This is a genomic window from Pseudomonas sp. DTU_2021_1001937_2_SI_NGA_ILE_001 (assembly GCF_032463525.1).
Classification (GTDB): domain Bacteria; phylum Pseudomonadota; class Gammaproteobacteria; order Pseudomonadales; family Pseudomonadaceae; genus Aquipseudomonas.
Genome location: NZ_CP135971.1, coordinates 1,063,317 through 1,082,129, shown reverse-complemented (window position 1 = coordinate 1,082,129; position 18,813 = coordinate 1,063,317). Strand labels below are relative to the sequence as shown.

General features: G+C 66.6%; 6 protein-coding genes. 2 read left to right on the top strand and 4 right to left on the bottom strand.

All coding sequences use genetic code 11. The features are described from left to right. Positions 1-164: 164 nt before the first annotated feature. Positions 165-1,082 carry a LysR family transcriptional regulator gene (locus RRX38_RS04290; RefSeq protein ID WP_315961680.1) on the bottom strand — a complete coding sequence of 306 codons (918 nt, stop codon included), beginning with the start codon at positions 1,080-1,082 and terminating at the stop codon, positions 165-167. Positions 1,083-1,184: 102 nt separating this feature from the next. Between RRX38_RS04290 and RRX38_RS04285 the strand changes: the two genes are divergently transcribed. Next, complete coding sequence (locus RRX38_RS04285; RefSeq protein WP_315961679.1) at positions 1,185-1,937, top strand: SDR family NAD(P)-dependent oxidoreductase; 753 nt, start codon at positions 1,185-1,187, stop codon at positions 1,935-1,937. 169 nt (positions 1,938-2,106) lie between these two features. On the opposite strand, the gene RRX38_RS04280 is transcribed toward RRX38_RS04285, so the two are convergent. Together RRX38_RS04280 and RRX38_RS04275 are read right to left on the bottom strand one after the other, a co-directional pair. Continuing rightward, entirely contained in the window at positions 2,107-2,598 is a 492-nt protein-coding gene (locus tag RRX38_RS04280) for a GNAT family N-acetyltransferase (RefSeq protein WP_315962633.1), read from the bottom strand. A 127-nt stretch (positions 2,599-2,725) separates the two neighbouring features. Beyond that, positions 2,726-4,111, bottom strand: a complete 1,386-nt coding sequence (locus RRX38_RS04275; protein WP_315961678.1) for a gluconate:H+ symporter — start codon at positions 4,109-4,111, stop codon at positions 2,726-2,728. Positions 4,112-4,552: 441 nt separating this feature from the next. Between RRX38_RS04275 and RRX38_RS04270 the strand changes: the two genes are divergently transcribed. Further along, positions 4,553-5,170, top strand: coding sequence for a dTMP kinase (locus RRX38_RS04270; RefSeq protein ID WP_315961677.1), 618 nt, complete (start codon positions 4,553-4,555; stop codon positions 5,168-5,170). Between the two features lie 111 nt (positions 5,171-5,281). Here RRX38_RS04270 and RRX38_RS04265 read toward each other — a convergent pair whose 3' ends face one another. After that, positions 5,282-18,811: a non-ribosomal peptide synthetase gene (locus RRX38_RS04265; protein WP_315961676.1), complete on the bottom strand. Its 13,530-nt coding sequence runs from the start codon at positions 18,809-18,811 to the stop codon at positions 5,282-5,284. Positions 18,812-18,813 lie beyond the last annotated feature (2 nt).

Here is an 18,813-nt window from a genome sequence, read left to right as displayed (position 1 = left end):
TTTAAAGAAGCAGCGCGGACCGGTTTATTGGATCCGGTTTTAACATTTCTGAAATAGTTGTAACCAGTCATTTTTGTGTGGCGGGCGGGCAGGTGCATTTCCGCCGCCTGCGCCGCCCCGATGACGGCGGGCTGAACCGGTGTGCTGTGCGGTTCGCGATGGCTTCACGGCGTCCAACGCCAGTGCGGATTGGCCAGGTGCTCGACGAAAAAGTCTGACAGCGCCTGCACCTTGCGCGGGCGGCTGCGTGCCGAGGGGGTGACGAAGTAGAGTCCGCCGCGGGTCATGCTCCATTCAGGTAGCAGATGTTCGAGACGACCGTCGGCCAGGTACTCGTGAGCGATGAACTCCGGCAGTTCGGCAATCCCCAGCCCAGCCAGCAACGGTGGAATCAAGGCGTCGGAATTGGTCACCCGCAGGGGGCCTGCAGGTTGCACGTGCTCTTCAGTGCCGTCTTGCAGGGTAAAGCGCCACAGCTCACTGCGTGCACGGTAGGCGTAGCTCATGCAAGGGTGTCCGCTCAGGTCGCGAGGGTGTTGCGGTCGCCCATGGGTCGCCAGGTAATCCGGCGCTGCGACCAGGTACTGGGTAACGGAACAGATACGCCTGGCCACCAGCGACGAATCCGGTAGCGCGGCTATACGCAGGGCGGCATCGAACCCCTCGGCAATCAGGTCGGTGGAGGCGTCGGACAAATGCAGATCGATCGTCAGCTCCGGGTACTGCTGCATCAGCTTTGGCAGTAATGGCGCGACCCAACGCACGCCAAACGACATCGGTACCGCCAGGCGTACCAGCCCTCGGGGTTGCACGGCCAGCTCCTGGGCGCTGCTTTCCATCTCTTCTGCCTGGCGATAGAGGTCGCCGGCCTGCTCGACGATGCGCTGACCGAACTCGGTCAACGACAACTGGCGTGACGTGCGATTGAACAGTCGCCCGCCCAGCCGTTCTTCGAGACGCGCCACGGCCCGCGATACGGTGGGCACCGAGACCGACATCAAGCGCGCCGCCGCTGCGTAGGAACCTTCTTCAGCGACCTTGGCGAACATGGCCAGCCCTTCGAAATCCGGAAGTTTGCTCATTTCAAATCTGCAACGATAAGTTTCGGATGATTCTATTTTGCTCCATTCGGTTCGTCGATACGCTTCTCCCACACCACGACCTATCCCTGAGGGAGAAACACCATGAGCCACAAACTTGAAGGCAAGATCGCACTGGTCACCGGCGGCACCACCGGTATCGGCTTGGCCACCGCCAAACGCTTTGCAGAAGAGGGCGCCCACGTGTACATCACCGGTCGCCGCCAGGCGGAACTGGATAAGGCCGTCTCCGAAGTCGGCAATGCTACCGGCATGGCAGTGGATTCCACTGCGCTGGAACAACTCGACGCGCTTTACGAGCGCATTCGCCAGGCCCACGGTCGTCTCGATGTGCTGTTCGCCAATGCCGGTGGCGGTTCGATGCAGCCGCTGGGCGAGATTACCGAGGCGCATTATCACGACACCTTCGACCGCAATGTGAAGGGCGTGCTGTTTACCGTACAGAAGGCGCTGCCACTGCTGGCGACAGGCGCTTCGGTGATTCTCACCGGTTCCACGGCCGGCAGTTCGGGTACGTCGGCCTTCAGCGTGTATTCCGCTTCGAAGGCCGCTGTACGTGCCTTGGCCCGCAGCTGGATTCTGGATCTGAAGGATCGCGGGGTGCGGATCAACACCCTGAGCCCTGGCCCCATCCGTACGCCTGGGCTGGTTGATCTTGCCGGCCCCGATGCCGCGCAACAGCAAGGCCTGCTCGACTACCTGGCCGCGCAGGTGCCGCTGGGGCGCGTGGGTGAGCCAGTGGAGATCGCCAACGCGGCCGTGTTCCTGGCCAGCAGCGACGCCTCGTTCGTCAACGGTGCCGAGCTGTTCGTCGACGGTGGCCTGGTCCAGATCTAAGGCCAATACAGATGGCCGGGTAGGAGCGGCTTCAGCCGCGAAGCGATCGCCTGTTCACAACAGATGCAGTGAATTTTCCGGCGCTTTCGCGGCTAAAGCCGCTCCCACCAAGCCACAAAGCCGCAAAGCGCTTAATCGAACAGCATGGATCTACGGCTTAAGGGGGCGGTCATGCACCGCTCGCTCGGTTGCCAAGGCTCGCGAAGCTGGGTCGGACATAGTAGTTGTCAAATTCAGCACTTTCGACGAACACGAAACCGTGTCGTGCGTAGAAGCGATTCGAATCACTCTCCTTGAGTGCTCCTACCCGAATCGGCAGTCCGACCTCATCGGCCTCTTCGAACAACTGCTGAAGCACGGCAGAACCCACGCCCAGGCCTTGTACATGAGGTCGCACGTACAGGTGGTCAAGCAGCAGCTCGGCCGGCTGGCTTTTTACCACGACAAAACCGACCAGTTCACCGGACAACTCGATTCGGCGGGTGCAGTTGACGTCGAAGCCACTCACGAAGCGTTCACGCGCTCGCTCCGGGTCGAACCGCCCGACTCGCTCAAGGCTTTCGCGCATGGCCTCGATACGGATCGCGACCAGGTCTTCCAGATCCTCGGGCGACGCGGGGCACAGCACCAGCGCTTTTTCCTGACCACAGACACTTTGCATCATGGGCACTCCTGCTCGGGAAACAGACTGCCCGCCGTGTCATGGGGCAGTCCCAGATGAAAGCAGGGTAGCCAACGTGACCTCCGGGGTGGAAAACAGACACCGGTTTCCACCCTGTGGCCGCTGTTCAGCTGACGGACGTCACTGCATTGAGAACCAGCACGACGATCAAGCCGACCACCGCGACGATGGATTGCACCACCGAAATGGTCTTGGTGGCTTCGCTCATGGTCATGCCGAACGACTCTTTGACCATCCAGAAGCCGGCATGGTTGGCGTAGTTGAAGAACAGCGAACCGCAGCCGATGGACAGCGCCAGCAGTGGCAGGTTGAGGGTCGGGTCGGCACCGGCAAGCGGGGCCAGCAGCCCGGCAGCGCCGACGATGCCGACGGTGGCCGAGCCGGTCGACACCGACAGCAGCATCGCGATCAGCCAGCCCAGAATCAGCGGCGGTACGGCTGACTGCTGGGTCAGGTGCACGATGGCATCACCCACCTTGGCGCTGGTCAGCAGCTCCTGGAAGGCACCGCCGCCAGCGATGATCATGATGATCGAGGCGATGGGCATCAGGCTCTTGCCCAGCGCCGCGCGCAGCTTGTCGGTGTCGCCACCGCGCAACAGCACCAGGCTGGCACCGGCGAACAGCACGCCCAGCAGCATGGCGATCAGCGGATTGCCCACGAAAGCCGCCATTTGCAGGATGGCATTGCCCTTGGGCAGGACCATCTCGGCCACCGCATGCACCAGCATCAGAATCGCCGGCAGCAGGGCAGCCAGCACGCCGATCCACACGCTGGGCAGGGCCTTGTCGTCAGCCTTTTCCGCGAGGGTGAACTGGTCGAGCAGAGCCTGGTCGGGGCGGGTGCTCATGCGCGGCGCGATAAACAGGCCATACAGCGGGCCGCCCAGAATCATCGCTGGCACCGCAGCAAGGAAGCCGTAGAGCATGGTCGGGCCAACCGAGGTCTTCAGTGCGGCGATGGCGGTCAACGGACCAGGATGCGGTGGCACCATGCCGTGCATGGCCGCCAGGGCAGCAATCACTGGAACCCCGACATATACATAGGCCGACCCCTTGAAGCGCTCCTGCCCTTCGAGCTTGCGCGCCACGCTGAAGATCAGCGGCAGCATGATCACCAGGCCCACCTCGAAGAACATCGGAATGCCAATGACGAAGGCCACCATCATCATCGCCCAGGGAATCATGCGATCCGGGGTGCGCTTGAGGATCACCTCGGCGATCTGCTCGGTGACCCCGGCGTCTGCCAGGATCTTGCCCAGCATGGCGCCCAGCGCGATCACCACGCCAACCGCACCGAGGGTCTTGCCGGCACCGGCGACTAGGTGCGAAACGATCGAGCCGGGCTCCATGCCGGTGGCAAAGCCAACGCCGACGGACACCACCAGCAGGGCCAGCAGCGGGTGCATCTTCAGGCGCGAAACGATGAGTGCCACCAGCACCAGGACACTGACCAGCGCGGTCATCAAGAGCTGAATATCTAACGGAGTCATGGACGGATCTCGGTTGGGCTGGCGCTTGGGGGGCACTCAGCATTCATAGGCATAGGAAGGGCGGCGCAGCGCCCGGCAGGCGCGGCATCGTTGCCGCAAGAAACCGGCGTATTCACGCGTTGGGGACGCAGGAGCAGGGGCTGAAGTGCCACAGGCCACCGGTAATCTGCCGAAGCAGCGGGGCGCGCAGACACGCAGAAAGAAGCGAAGGGACATCGCGGTGTTGAGCATTCATCGACCGATTCACCTTGTTATATGGTCATATACATGAATTCTTACAAATTATTTGTCGCGCGATGAGAGGCTGTCAAGGTAAGCGGCTGGCAGATTCACTTTTCCAGTGTGCGTGATGCTGGTCTTGATTGTGCAACCACCACAAAAGCGCTTGAAATCCAGGCAGGATTCACGACACTGCTAAGCCCACCGACTGATGCCCGAAAAATGAATCGTCCGCTGTTCGTTTCCATAGATGGCCCCAAGGGCACGGGGAAAACCACGCTACTGGAAGCCGTTACCAAAGCCCTGAGGGCCGACAACCACAAGGTGATCCGGCTTTGCGAGAAGAAGAGCGATCCTTTCAGGGCGCAGACCATGGCCCTGGTGAACCAGCTGGTGAGAAATCCATGTCGGGATGCTGAACTGAGCATCTGCCAGCGCCTGGCAGACAGTCGCGCGTGGATTTCCCAGCACTCGATCGCCACGCAACCCGCAGACAGCATCATCCTGATCGATCGATGGTACCCGTCCGATGCCGCCTTTCGGCGGCTGGTGCCATTTCCGGAAATTCTGCAACTGAACATCGAACGCAAGGTCCGGGTTCCGGATCTGCATGTCGGCGTCGTCACCGACCCTGATATTTCATGGGCAAGGTTGTCGGCACGCCGCCGTGGATCGGGCAGTACCTTGCTGTATGGGCAAGAGGAGCACGAGACGAGCACCTATGCGTTCGAACGAGCGGTGACCGAGAACGGCTGGGTGCTGTGCCGTAACGAAGGCAGCCTCGAAGAAGCCACGGCACAGGTGGTTGCCGAGATCTACGGTATTCGCAGGCATGATTGATCGGTCAGGCGGTAGCCGCGACCTTGACAGCCCTTTCGCGAACAAGCTCGCCCCCACAAACTGAACTGCCCGAGCCCATCGCCATGGACCCGGGCAGCACCACTCAGCGCGTCATGCCTCCCTCAAGACCTTGCTGATCGCCTCACCCAGCGCCTGCACGTAAGGCGCCTTCACCAGGGTGTTGTGCGTCCCTGGCAATGCCACGCCATGCACCTGTTCGCCAACCACCTGCGCCCAACCCAGGGTCGGGTCCTGGCGTGGCTGGTCGGCGGCGCGGAACAGCTTCACGCTCAGGCTGCTTGGCGGGGTCACGTAGGCGCCCACCGCCTTGCGAATGCCCCAGGCCACCGCCAGGTGGCTGCGCAGCAGCGCCAGGTCGATGCCGGCCGGCAGTTCTTCGGGCAGCAGCCCATGTTCACTGCACAGAGCCAGCATGGGTTCCACGGCATCGTTCTCGGCCAGCTGTTTCAGGCGCTGCTCCAGCTCTGGCGCGATGCCTTGCGGCAGCCAGGCCATGAGGAACTGCGCCTCGCTGGGGGCTGGCCCGGCCTCGGCTTCGGTACGGGCCGACGCGTCGATGATGCCGAGCCATTCCACACCCTGGCCCTTGGCCTCAAGCTGACGCGCCATCTCATAGGCGATCAGGCCACCCGCCGACCAACCCGCGATGCGGTACGGTCCACTGCCTTGCACCCGCGCGATGGCGTCCAGGTAACGCGCGGCCATGGCCGGTACGTCGCTGAGCACGCTTTCGCCGGCCTTCAAGCCGCTGGCGGCCAGGCCGTAGACCGGCAGGCTGTCCGGCAAGGCAACGGCCAGGTCGTAGGCGTACTGGACTTCGCCCCCCAGTGGATGCACGAGGAACAGTGGGCGCTGCGCGCCTTGCGGGCGCACCGGCACCAGGTTGCTCGGCTGGTCGGGTTCGGCCTCGCTGCTCAACGTGCGAGCGAAGCCAGCCAGGGTCGGTTCGACGAACAGATCGCGCACCGCCACCGGCTTGCCCAGCACCTTGCGCAGGCGCGAGGCCATTTGCACGGCCATCAGGGAAATCCCGCCCAACTGGAAGAAGTCGTCGTGGCGGCTGATCTGCTCCTTGTTGAACAGGCTCTGCCAGATGGCCGCCACTGCCTGCTCGACGGGACCTTGCGGAGCCTCGAAGAGCTTGGGCTGCGCCGTGGCCTGTAGCGCCGGTTCGTCACTGTGTACTTTGCGCGTCGGCGCCGGCAGCTGGGCCAGCACCTGGCTGAGTGGCTGGTCGGCATCGCGGACCCAGTGCTCGAGCAAGGTGCCGAACAGCGCCGCGATGCGCTCGGCACTGGCGGTGTCGAACAGGTCGCTGGCGTACTGCAGGCTGCCGCCGATGTAGTCGCCGTGGTCGACCAGCGACAGGGCCAGGTCGAACTGGGTGGCATGGTGCGGGCGCTCGACACCGGCCACTTGCAGCCCTGGCAGCTGCAGCGCTGCGTCAGGGGTGTTGTTCAGGCTCAGCATCACCTGGAACAGCGGGTTGTGGCCCATGTTGCGCACCGGCTGCAGGGCGCTGACCACCTGCTCGAATGGCAGGTCCTGGTGCTGGTAGGCCGCCAGCGTGGTCGCCTTGACCTGCGCCAGCAGGTCGTGGATGGCGGTGTCGGCACTCGGCTTGACCCGCAGCGCCAGGGTATTGGTGAAGAAGCCGATCAGTGGCTCCAGCTCCGGCCGCGAACGGTTGGCCACCGGCGTACCGATCACCACATCCTGCTGACCACTGAGATGGCTCATCAGCGTCGACCAGCCAGCCAGCAACAGCATGAACAAGGTGCTGCCCTGGGCCTGGCTGAACTGCCGCAGCTGTTCACTCAGCGCCACCGGGAAGCGGCACTCGACGATGCCCCCGGCGTAGCTCTGGGTGGCCGGACGCGGGCGGTCCAGCGGCAGGTTCAACAGCGTCGGGGCACCGTCCAGGTGCTGGCGCCAGAAGCCCAGGCTGGCTTCCAGGCCGGCACCGTCGAGCACGCGGCGCTGCCAGGCGGCGTAGTCGGCGTATTGCAGCGGCAGCGGCGGCAACGGATCCGGCTGGCCCTGGGCGAAGGCGGCGTACAGCCGGCTGACCTCCTGGGCGAGGATGCCGTTCGACCAGCCATCGGAAATGATGTGGTGCAAGGTGATGAACAGGACGTGCCCCTGTTCATCCACCTGCGCCAGCAAGCCACGCAGCAGCGGACCGCGCGCCATGTCGAACAGCTGCGTGACGTTGGCTTCACCCAGCGCCTGCAAGGCGCTGTCGCGCTCGGCCTCGGGCAGTCCGCGCAGGTCTTCATAAGCCAGGTTGAAGCCGCAGTCGGCGGGGGCGATGGCTTGGGCCGGTTCGCCGTCGACCCGCTCGAAACGCGTACGCAGGATTTCGTGGCGGGCCACCAGGCGGTCCAGCGTGGCCTGCAGCGCACGGCGGTCCAGCGGGCCGCTCAGGCGCAGGGCCTGGGGCAGGTGGTAGGCCGCGCCGGCTGCCGGGTCCAGTTGGTCGAGGAACCACAGGCGCTGCTGGGCGAACGACAGCGGCAGACGCTGGTTGCGGTTGGCCAGCGGGATGCTGCCGGCGTCACTCGACGAGGTGCCGTCGACCAGTGCCGCGAGGCCGCGCACCGTAGGTGCCTCGAACAGTTCGCGCAGGCTGAGACGTGCGCCGAGTTTGCGGCGCAGCCTCGACAGCAATTGCACCGCCAGCAGGGAGTGGCCACCCAGCTCCAGGAAACCGTCATCGCGGCCGACCTGTTCGACACCCAGCAGGGTCTGCCAGATCTGCGCGATGGCCTGTTCGGTCTCGCCTTGCGGTGCCACATAGGCCTGGCTGGCCAGGGACTCGGCGCCTGGTGCGGGCAGGGCGCGGCGGTCGAGCTTGCCGTTGGCGGTCAGCGGCAGTTGCTCCAGCACCACGTAGGCACTGGGCACCATGTACTCCGGCAGGCGTTCGAGCAACGCGGCACGCAATTGCGCCGCGTCCGGCGGTGTACCGCACAGGTAGGCCACCAGGCGGGTACCGGCCTCGTCGCCATGGCTGTCGTTGCGGGCGATCACCGCCGCTTCGCGCACGCCCTCGCAGGCCAGCAGGGCGCTTTCGATCTCCCCCAGTTCGATACGGAAACCACGGATCTTCACCTGGAAGTCATTGCGGCCCAGGTACTCCAGGGTGCCGTCGGCGCGCCAGCGGCCCAGGTCACCGGTCTTGTACAGACGGCCCAGCGCGGTGTGGATGAAGCGCTCGGCGGTCAGTTCCGGGCGGTTGAGGTAACCGCGTGCCACACCTGCGCCGCCGATGTGCAATTCACCGGCCACGCCAATCGGCGCCGGTTGGCCGTGGGCATCGAGCACATAGAGCTGCACGTTGGCCAGCGGGCGGCCGATGCTCGGTTGTTCGCCCAGTTCGGCAACCAGGCCCTGGCTGGCGTCCACCGTGCCTTCGGTCGGCCCATACATGTTGTAGAAGTGGATGCTCGGGCAGGCACGCAGGCGTGCCCAGGTCGCGGCGTTGATCGGCTCGCCACCCAGCAGCACGCTGCGTGGCTTGTAGCGCTCACGCTCCAGCAGCCCGGCGGCGAGCAGACCGTCGAGTTGCGAGGGGGTGGAGTCGAAGGCCTGGATCTGCTCGGCTTCGAGGAAGTCCAGCAGCTCCTGGCCGCTGGCGCGCAGGTGCTGCGGCACGATCACCAGGCAATGGCCGGCGCCGAGCTGGCAGATGCCCTTGAGCGACATATCGAAGTAGAACCCGGCATTCAGGGCCACCCGCGCTTGCGCGCTGCAATGGCTGTGGGTGGTGCGCGCCAGCACCTGGCTGAAGTTGAACAGCGAGCGATGCTCGACCATCACGCCCTTGGCCTGGCCGGTGGAGCCGGAGGTGTAGATCACATAGGCCAGGTGCTCCGGGGTGAGGGCGGGCACCTGCGGGTTGTTGTCGAAGTCGGCGTCGTCGGCAGCGGCCAGGGATTCGGCGGTGTCCAGCGCCAGGCGCGGTACGTTGACCTCCGGCAGCTTCAGCGCGGCCTGGGCCAGCACGGCGCAGGGCTGGCTGTCGGCGAGCAGGAAGGCCATGCGCTCGGCGGGGTTGGCCGGGTCCAGCGGCACGTAGGCGGCACCGGCCTTGAGCACGCCGAGCACGCCGACGATCATCTCCAGGCTGCGCTCGGCGCACAGCGCCACGCGGTCGTCGGGCTGCACGCCGAGGGCGAGCAACTGGCGGGCCAGGTGGTTGGCGCGGCGGTTGAGCTGCTGGTAGCTGAGTTGTTGCTGCTCATGGACCAGCGCGGTGGCGTCGGGCTGCTGGCGGGCCTGGTCTTCGAACTGCTGGTGCAGCGGACGAACCGCGCCGAAATCCTCGGCGGTGTGGTTGAAGCCGCGCAGCAGTTGCTCGCGCTCGGCGTCGGGCAGCACCTCCAGGGCCTGGGCCGGGCGCTCGGGGTCATGCTGCAGAGCATCGACCAGGGAAGCCACGGCCTGTTCCAGGTACTCGGCCACGCGTGCCGGGTCGATGCCGCTGACCGCCTGAGCCGTGAGCGAGAACTGTTCTCCGACATCGGCCACGGCAATTTCCAGCGGGTAGTTGGTGCGGGTTTCCGACGCCAGGAAGCGAATCCCGGGTTGATCGGCCAGCTGCTCGCGCTGTTGGCCGTCGGCATCGATGAGTTCGCCATGGCGGCAGTTGAGGATCACCGTGAACAGCGGCGCGGAAGCTTCCACGGCGCTGCAGCGCTGGGCCAGGGCCAGGGGCGCCTGCTCATGCACCAGCAGCTCGCCAAGTTGCCGATAGGCATCGGCCACCAGCTGCGCGACGCTGTGCTGGCGCACCCGTAGGCGCATCGGCAGGGTATTGATGAACATGCCCAGGGCATGGTCGGCGCCGGCGGTGCCTTGCGAGCGCCCCGAGAGCACGGTGCCGAACAGGCCTTCGTCGCTGCCGCTGGTGGCGGCCACCACCAGACCCCAGGCGGCATGGAACAGCACCGAGGTCGGTACGCCCTGGGCGCTGGCCGCCTGGTGCACACGCTGGGTCAGCGCCGGGTTCAGGTGCCGGACCGCGCGCTGAATGCCAGCGCCGCTGCCGTGGACATCCAGCACCCCGAACGGCGCGCTGGTGGTGTCTACGTCATGCAGCAACTGGCGGAAGTACGCCTCATGCTCGGCGATCGGCACCTGGGCGTTCTTGGCGATGAAGTCACGGTAAGGCTGCGACGGCGGCAACTGCTCGGCACGGCCTTCGAGCACCGCCTGGATCTCCAGCATGATCAGGCGCAGGGTCACGTTGTCGCTGATCAGGTGGTGGTCCAGCAGCGCCAGCAGCCATTGCTGGCCCGGCTCATCGTAAATGGCATAGGCGGCGATCAACGGCGCCTGTTGCAGGTCGAGGCGCAGGCGATGCGGGTCGGTGTGCTCGCGCAGCACCTCCAGGGCGCTGTCGCCCGCCGGGCAGTCGAGGGTCACCAGTGGCAGCCTGGCCTGACGCTGCACCACCTGCACCGGGGCTGGCAGGCCTTGCCAGCGCAGGGCACTGCGCAGAATGTCGTGGCGGTCGATGACCACCTGCACCGCGGCCAGGAAGTTGTCCAGCAGCTCGCGGCGCTCGAAGGTCACCACGGTGCGCATCAGGTAGGCATCGCCTTCGCTCTGCAGCAGGTGGTGGAACAGAATGCCTTCCTGCAGTGGCGACAACGGGTAGATGTCCTGCACGTTGGCGGCCCCGCCTGGCACCTGCTCGACGATCTGCTCGATCTCGGCCTGGTTCAAGGTCGTCAGCGGCAGCATGTCGGGCGTGATGTGCTGGCAATCGGCCGGAATCGCCGGCGTGGCGGCGGCCTGCTGCGTGTCGACCGGCACCGTGGCCGCGGCCATGGCCTTGAGCGTCGGTGCGGCGAACACGGTGCGCACGTCCAGGGCCAGGCCTTCCTGGCGCAGGCGTTCGATCAGGCTGATGACCAGGAACGAGTGGCCGCCCAGCTCGAAGAAGTGGTCGTCGCGGCCCACCTGCTCGACACGCAGCAGGCTTTGCCAGGCCTGCGCCAGCAGGGTTTCCACCGGCCCTTGTGGCGCCTGGTACTCGCGTCGCGCCAGCGTACCGGTGTCCGGGGCGGGCAGGGCCTTGCGGTCCAGCTTGCCGTTGGTGGTCAACGGCCAGGCCTGCAGCGACACGAAGGCACTGGGCAGCATGTAGTCCATCAAATGCTCGGCCAGTTGCTCGCGCAGCCGTGCGGCGTCCAGCTCTGCGCCGTCGTGAGGGATGAGGTACGCCACCAGGCGCTGGTCGCCCGGCGCGTATTCGAAGGCCAGCACCCGTGCCTGGCTGACACCTGGGCAGGCCAGCAGACGCGCTTCGATTTCACCCAGCTCGATACGCAGGCCGCGAATCTTCATCTGGGAGTCGTTGCGGCCCACGTACACCACGCCGCCGTCGTTGTCGTAGCGCGCGGTGTCACCAGTGCGATACAGACGCTCGCCGGGGGCAAAGGGGTCGTCGATGAAGCGCTCGGCGCTGAGCGCATCACGGTTCAGGTAACCGCGGGCCACGCCGCCGCCACCGATGTAGATTTCGCCTTCCACACCGACCGGTACCGGCTGCAGGTTGGCATCCAGTACGCGCAGGCACAGGTCCGGCAGCGGGGTGCCGATCAGGCTCGGCGCGCCGTCGTCGATCTCGTGCTGGGCCAGCGGGTAGAAGGTCGCATGCACGGTGATTTCGGTGATGCCGTACATGTTCACCAGCCGCGTGCGGCTCAGTGGCGTGCGTGCGGTCCATGGGCGCAGGCTGGCGAACTCCAGCGCTTCGCCGCCGAAGATCACCTCGCGCAGGGCGTGCTCGCCCGGTGCGCGCTCATGGGCCTGGATGAAGCGGCGGAAGGCGCTCGGAGTCTGGTTCAGTACGGTGACACCCTCGCGGCACACCAGGGCATGGAAGTCTTCGGCGGAGCGGGCCATCTCGGCCGGCACGATCACTAGCCGCCCGCCATGGCTCAGCGCACCCCACAGCTCCCAGACCGAGAAGTCGAAGGCGAAGGAGTGAAACAGCGTCCACACGTCCTGCGCGCCGAAGTCGAACAGCCCGGCGCAAGCGTCGAACAGCCGCGCGATCTGGCGGTGCTCCACCTGCACGCCCTTGGGCTGCCCGGTGGAGCCTGAGGTGTAGATCACGTAGGCCAGGTGCTGCGGCTGCAGGGCCGGCCGTTCGGTGTTGCGGTCGTAGGCCGGGCCAGGCTCTGGTGCACTGCTGTCCAGGGCCAGTACCGGTACGTCGTGGCCGGGCAATACGCTCAGGCAGGCCGGCTCGGCCAGCAGCAGGGTCGGCTGGCTGTCGTCCAGCAGGTAACCCAGGCGCTCGGCCGGATAGGCCGGGTCCATTGGCACGTAGCCGGCGCCGGCCTTGAGCACCGCGAGAATCGCCACCACCTGACCAATGCCGCGCTCGGCGAGGATGGCCACGCGTTCGTCAGGCTGCACGCCGTGGCTCAGCAACTGCTCGGCCAGGGCATTGGCCCGGCGATTCAGCGCCTGGTAGCTGACCTGCTGGTCGGCAAAGCTCAGGGCAATGCTGTGCGGCGCGCTCGAAGCGGCGCGCTCGAAGCGCTGGTGCAGCAGCGGCGTACCGGCAAAGCGGGCCTTGGGTTGTGCCGTGGCCGGGCTGGCCTGGCGCTGCGCAGCGCTGAGCAGCGGCAGGTTCAGCACCGGCCGTTGCAGGTCATCCAGCAGCGCCGTCAGTAGCACCTTGAAGTGCTCGGCGAAGCGTTCCACCGTGCCGCGCTCGAACAGGTCGCTGGCGTATTCGATCACCCCGGCCAGGCCGCCATCGGCATGCCCCAGGGTCAGCATCAGTTCGAACTGCGCGGTGTGGTGCGCCTGCTCGACCGGCGTCAGGCTCAGGCCCGGCAGCGCGAGGTCGGCCTGGCCGGGGGTGTTGTCCAGCGACAGCGCCACCTGGCACACCGGGCTGTGGCTGAGCGAGCGCGGTGGTTGCAGCGCTTCGATCACCTGTTCGAAGGGAATGTCCTGATGCTCATGAGCGCCCAGTACCGCCTGCCTGGCCAAGGCCAGCAGTTGCGCACCGCTGGGGTTGTCGGCCAGGTTCAGGCGCAGCGCCTGGGTGTTGACGAAAAAGCCGATCAGCGCTTCGGTCTCGGCGCGGCTGCGGTTGGCGTTGGGCACGCCGATCACCACGTCCGGCTCGTTGCCCAGGCGTGCCATCAGCACCGCCCAAGCGCTGAGCAAGGCCATGAAGGGTGTGACCTGATGCTGTTTGCAGACATTCGCCAGGCGCTGGTACAGCGGCGCCTCGATCAGCACCGGTACATCGCCGCCACGGAAACTCTGCCGTGCCGGACGTGGCCGGTCGCCGGGCAGGTTGATCACCGCCGGGGCGCCTTGCAGATGTTCGCGCCAGTAGGCCGCCTGGGCCTGCAACTGCTCATGGCCCAGCGTACGCTGCTGCCAGGCGGCGTAGTCGGCGTACTGGATCGCCAGGGGCGGCAGCGGGTCGGGCTGTTGCTGGCTGAAGGCGCGGTACAAGGCCCCCAGCTCGCGCACGCAGACCCCCACCGACCAACCGTCGGAGATGATGTGGTGCTGCACCACCAGCAGCACGTGCTCATCGTCGGCCACCTGCAATAGGTGACCGCGAATCAGCGGCCCACGGGCCAGGTCGAAAGGCTTGGCCGCTTCATGGTCGGCGATGCGTGCGGCGCTCTGGCTGGCTTGCTCGTAGGGCAGGGCACGCAGGTCCTGCTCAGTCAGGCTGAAGCCGATGTCGGCCGGGGCGATGACCTGCACTGGCTGTTCGCCGGGGCAACTGAAGGTGGTACGCAGGCTTTCGTGGCGCTCGACCAGACGGTCCAGTGCGGCCTTGAGCGCATCGCGGTCCAGCTCGCCGCGCAGCAGCAGGGTGGCGCGCATGTGGTAGGCGGCGCTGGCACCAGGGTCCAGGCGGTCGAGGAACCACAGGCGCTGCTGGGCGAACGACAGCGGCAGCGGCGCGCTGCGATCGGTCGGCACAATGGCTTGCTGGGTGCTCGCCTGGGTGACGCCGAGCACCTGCGCCAGGGCAGCGACGCTGGGGTTGCTGAACAGGTCGCGCAGCATCAGCTCGTGGCCCAGTTGCTGGCGCACCCGCACCACCAACTGCGCGGCCAGCAGCGAATGCCCGCCCAGTTCGAAGAAACTGTCGTTGCGACCCACCGGCGAAACGCCGAGCAGCGCTTCATAGAGTTCAGCCAGGGCCTGTTCGGTCGGCCCTTCGGGTTCGGCATACGACTCACTGGCCATGGCGTTGAGGTCGGTGGCCGGCAGGGCCTGGGTGTCGAGCTTGCCGTTGACGGTCAGCGGGTAGCTGGCCAGGCTCACGAAGGCACTGGGAATCATGTAGTCCGGCAGTGTCGCGCCCAGTTGCGCGCGCAATGCCGCCACCGCCAGCGTGGTGCCCGGCTGCGGGATCAGGTAGGCCACCAGGCGCTTGCTCTGGGCGGCATCGTCGCGGGCCAGCACGCGGGCTTCACGCACGCCCTGGCAGGCGAGCAGCTTGGCTTCGATCTCGCCCAGCTCGATACGGAAGCCACGGATCTTCACCTGCGCATCCATGCGCCCCAGGTGCACCAGCTCGCCGTTGGCCAGCCATTTGCCGAGGTCACCCGAGCGGTACAGGCGCTGCCCAGGGCGCAGCGGGTTGTCGATGAAGCGCTCGGTGGTCAGTTCCGGACGGTTCAGGTAGCCGCGCCCGACGCCCAGGCCACCCACGCAGATTTCCCCGGCCACGCCCACCGGCAGCAGACGCTGTTGGTCGTCGAGCACGTACACCTCGGTGGTCGGGATCGGCCGCCCGACGTTGGAGATGCCGGCGTCGATGTCGGCCTGTTGCAGGGCCTTGAAGGTCACGTGCACGCAGGTTTCGGTGATGCCGTACATGTTCACCAGCGCCACATGGCCAAAACGCTGATGGAAGCCCGCCAGGCGCGCCGGCTCCAGGCTTTCGCCGCCGAAGATCACATAGCGCAGGTGCGCCAGGGTGGCGGGGTGTTCCAGGGCCACGCTGCTCAGCGCATCGAAGGCCGAAGGGGTCTGGTTGAGTACGCTGACCTGCTCGGCCTGCAGGAAATCCAGCAGCCCCTGTGGATCACGCCGCAGGGCTTCAGGGACCAGGGCCAGGCGGCCACCGTGCAGCAGCGCGCCGAACATCTCCCACACGGAGAAATCGAAGGCATGCGAATGGAACAGCGACCACACGTCGTTCGCGCCGAAGTCGAATGGCGCGCGGTTGTTGTGCAACAGGCGCACCACGTTGCGGTGTTCCAGCAGCGCACCCTTGGGCTGGCCGGTGGACCCCGAGGTGTAGATCACGTACGCCAGGTGCTCCGGCGCGCTGAGGTTGGGCAGGTTCTCAACGCTGGCGGGACCGGCGCTGTCGTCTTCCGGCGCCAGCACTTCGATGCCCAGTCGGGCGGCCGTCTCGGCCAGTGCCGGGTCGATGATGGCGTGGCGCACGCCGCTGTCCTGCAGCACGAAGGCAATGCGCTCTGCGGGTGCATTGGGGTCGACCGGCACGTAGGCGCCACCGGCCTTGAGCACCGCCAGGGTCGCCACCACCATGCCCTGCGAGCGTTGCAAGGCAACCGCCACCGGTGCTTGCGGGGTGACGCCAGCAGCACGCAGGCGGTGCGCCAGCTGGTTGGCCCGGGCGTTGAGCTGCGCATAGCTGAGGCGCTCGTTGCCCAGGTTCACGGCAATGCGCTCGGGGTGCTGAAGCACCTGTTCCTCGAACAACTGGTGAATCGTGCTGTGTTCGGGCCAGGCCGCTTCGCTGTCGTTGAACGCCAGCACCTGCTGCTGGCGCTGCTCGGCATTGAGCAGCGCCAGGTCGTCCACGGGCGTCTGCGCCGCGTCCACCAGGGCTTCGAGCAGGCGCACGTAATGCTGCATCAGTTGCTCGGCGAACGCCGGCTCGAAGAATTCGGCGTTGTAGACCAGATGGCCGTTCCAATACAGGCCATGGTCATCGATCAGCAGGTGCAGATCGTTCTTGCCGTAGCCCAGGTTGGTTTCCAGCGGCGTGAAGGACACGCCGGCGACCACTTCGCTCGGCTCGGCCTGTTGGTAGTTGAACAGCACATCGAACAGCGCGGTGCGGCTCATGTCCTTGGCCGGGTTCAGCGCCAGCACCAGTTGGTCGAATTGCAACTGGCGGTGCGCCAGGGCCTGGGCCAGAGTCTCGGCGGTGCTCGCGCAAAGGGCCTGCGGCGTGGTGCCGGCCGGGCACTGGGTGCGGATCACCAGCAGGTTGTCGATGGGCCCGACCACTCCGGCCAGCGCCTCGTTGCGGCACGCGGCGCTGGTGCCCACCACCAGTTCGTCATGTCCGGCGTAGCGGCGCAGCAGGGCGGTGAAGGCGCTCAGCGCCAGGCTTCGGGTGCTGTAGCCCGTTTGCTCGGCGAGGCCCTGCAGGCGGCGTACCAGTGCCGCCTCGACACGGAAATCATGAGTGGCTTCGGCAAACACATGCACCGCCGCCCGTGGCCGGATCAGCGGCAGCTCCAGTGCCTGCAGCTTGCCGCGCAGCTGGTAGGCCCACCAGGCGCGCAGGTTTTCCGTGGTCGCCGCCGGCAACTGGCGCTGCCAGGTGGCAAAGTCGGCGAACGAATGCGTCAGGGCTGGCAGGTCGGCTTCACGACCGGCACAGGCCGCCGCGTACAGCGCCAGCAGGTCGCGGCGCAGCACGCTCATGCTGCTGCGGTCGGCCAGCAGGTGATGCACCGTCAGCGCCAGCACGGCCTGGCGCTCGCCGGCCTGCACCAGGCAGGCGCGCACCAGGCTGGAATCACCCAGCGGCAAGGGTTTGCGCGTCTCGGCCAAGGCCTGTTCGAGCAGCGCATCAGGTGCGGCCTGGAGCACCGCCAGAGGCAGCTGGGCCGGGCCTTCGAAGGTCTGCCAGCCACGCGCGCCATCGCCATGCACGCGGCAACGCAGCAGCGGATGGCGCGCCAGCAGGCCATTCAGGGCCTGGCGGAGCGCGGTCTGGTCGACTTCGCCGTCCAGGGCCAGCAGCAGGGGAATGTTGTGGTAGACCGGGTTGGCCGGGTACAGGTAACCGGCTTCGAAGGTGTCGATGAACCACAGGCGCTCCTGGTGGAACGACAGCGGCATCTGCGCCGGATGCTCGGGCAGCGCCTGGATGGCTGGCAGCGGCGTCTCGCGGTCCAGTTCCAGACGGCTCAGGCGGGTGTCCGGGGCCTGGGTGAAGTGTTCCAGCAGGTTCTCGAAACGTTGTGCCAGGCGTTCGATGCTGGTTGCTTCGAACAGCGCCGTGGCGTACGACAGGCTGCACGACAGCTGCCCACGGCCTTCGTCGATGTGCAGCGAGAGGTCGTGCTGGGTGCTGGCCTTGTGCGCGGGCAGGAACTCCAGCTCCAGCCCGGGCAGTTGCAGCGAAGCCCCGGCGCCACCGGCATTGGTGTAGAGCATGCTCTGGAACACCGGGCTGTGGCTGGCGCTGCGCGGCGGGTTGAGCGCCTCGACCACCTGGTCGAAGGGCGCGCCCTGGTAATCGGCGGCTTCGAGCATCAGCGCCTTGACCTGCTCCAGCACCTCGGCGAGGGTCGGGTCGGCTTCCAGGCGCACGCGGATCGCCAGGGTGTTGACGAAGAAACCGATCACGTTCTGCCATTCGGGGCGGTCGCGGTTGGCGGCGACGGTGCCGATCACCACGTCCTGCTGGCCACTGACCCTGGCCAGCAACACTGCCCAGGCCGCCATCAGCAGCATGAACGGCGTGGCGGCGCGGGCCTGGGCGTGCTGCTGGATGGCTCCGGCCAGTGCCGGCGGCAGGTCGAACACATGGGTGTCGCCACGGAAACTCTGCACCGCCGGCCGCGGCCGGTCGGTCGGCAGGCTCAGCAGCGCCGGGGCGCCAGCCAGACGCTCACGCCAGAAATTCACCTGTTCGGCCAACGCCTCGCCGCTGAGCTGGGTGCGCTGCCAGGCCGCGTAGTCGGCGTATTGCAGGGGCAGCTCGGGCAGGGCAGGCGCCTGGCCGCGGCTCAGGGCCTGGTACAGCGCCGCCAGTTCCTGGACCAGCACACCGGTCGACCAACCATCGGAGATGATGTGGTGCTGGGTCAGCAGCAGGCGGTGTTCGTCGTCGGCCAGGCGCAGCAGGCGCCCGCGCACCAGCGGGCCTTCGCTCAAGACCAGCGGGGCGCGGGCTTCTTCCTCGGCCAGACGCTCGGCCTCGGCACGCGCTGCGGCCGCAGGCAGGTGGCGCAGGTCGTGTTCGCAGAGGCTAAAGCCGCTGTCGGCCGGGGCAATCAGCTGCACGGTCTGCTCGCCATCGCGGCCAAAGGTGGTGCGCAGGCTTTCATGGCGCGCCACCAGTTGGTCCAGGGCGGCTTGCAGGGCGTCACGGTCAAGCTCGCCACGCAACGCCAGGGCCGCCGGCATGTGATAGGCGACGCTCGCCGTAGGGTCGAGCTGGTCGAGGAACCACAGGCGCTGCTGGGCGAACGACAAAGGCAGGGGCGCCGTGCGGTCGGCCTGCGGGATGCTGCTCTGGGCCTTGACCTGTTCGGGCTGGGCGCCGCGTTGCTTGAGCAGGCGCAGCAGGGCTGCACGTTTGAGGGCGTCGAGGCTTTGCGTAGTGTCGGTCACGG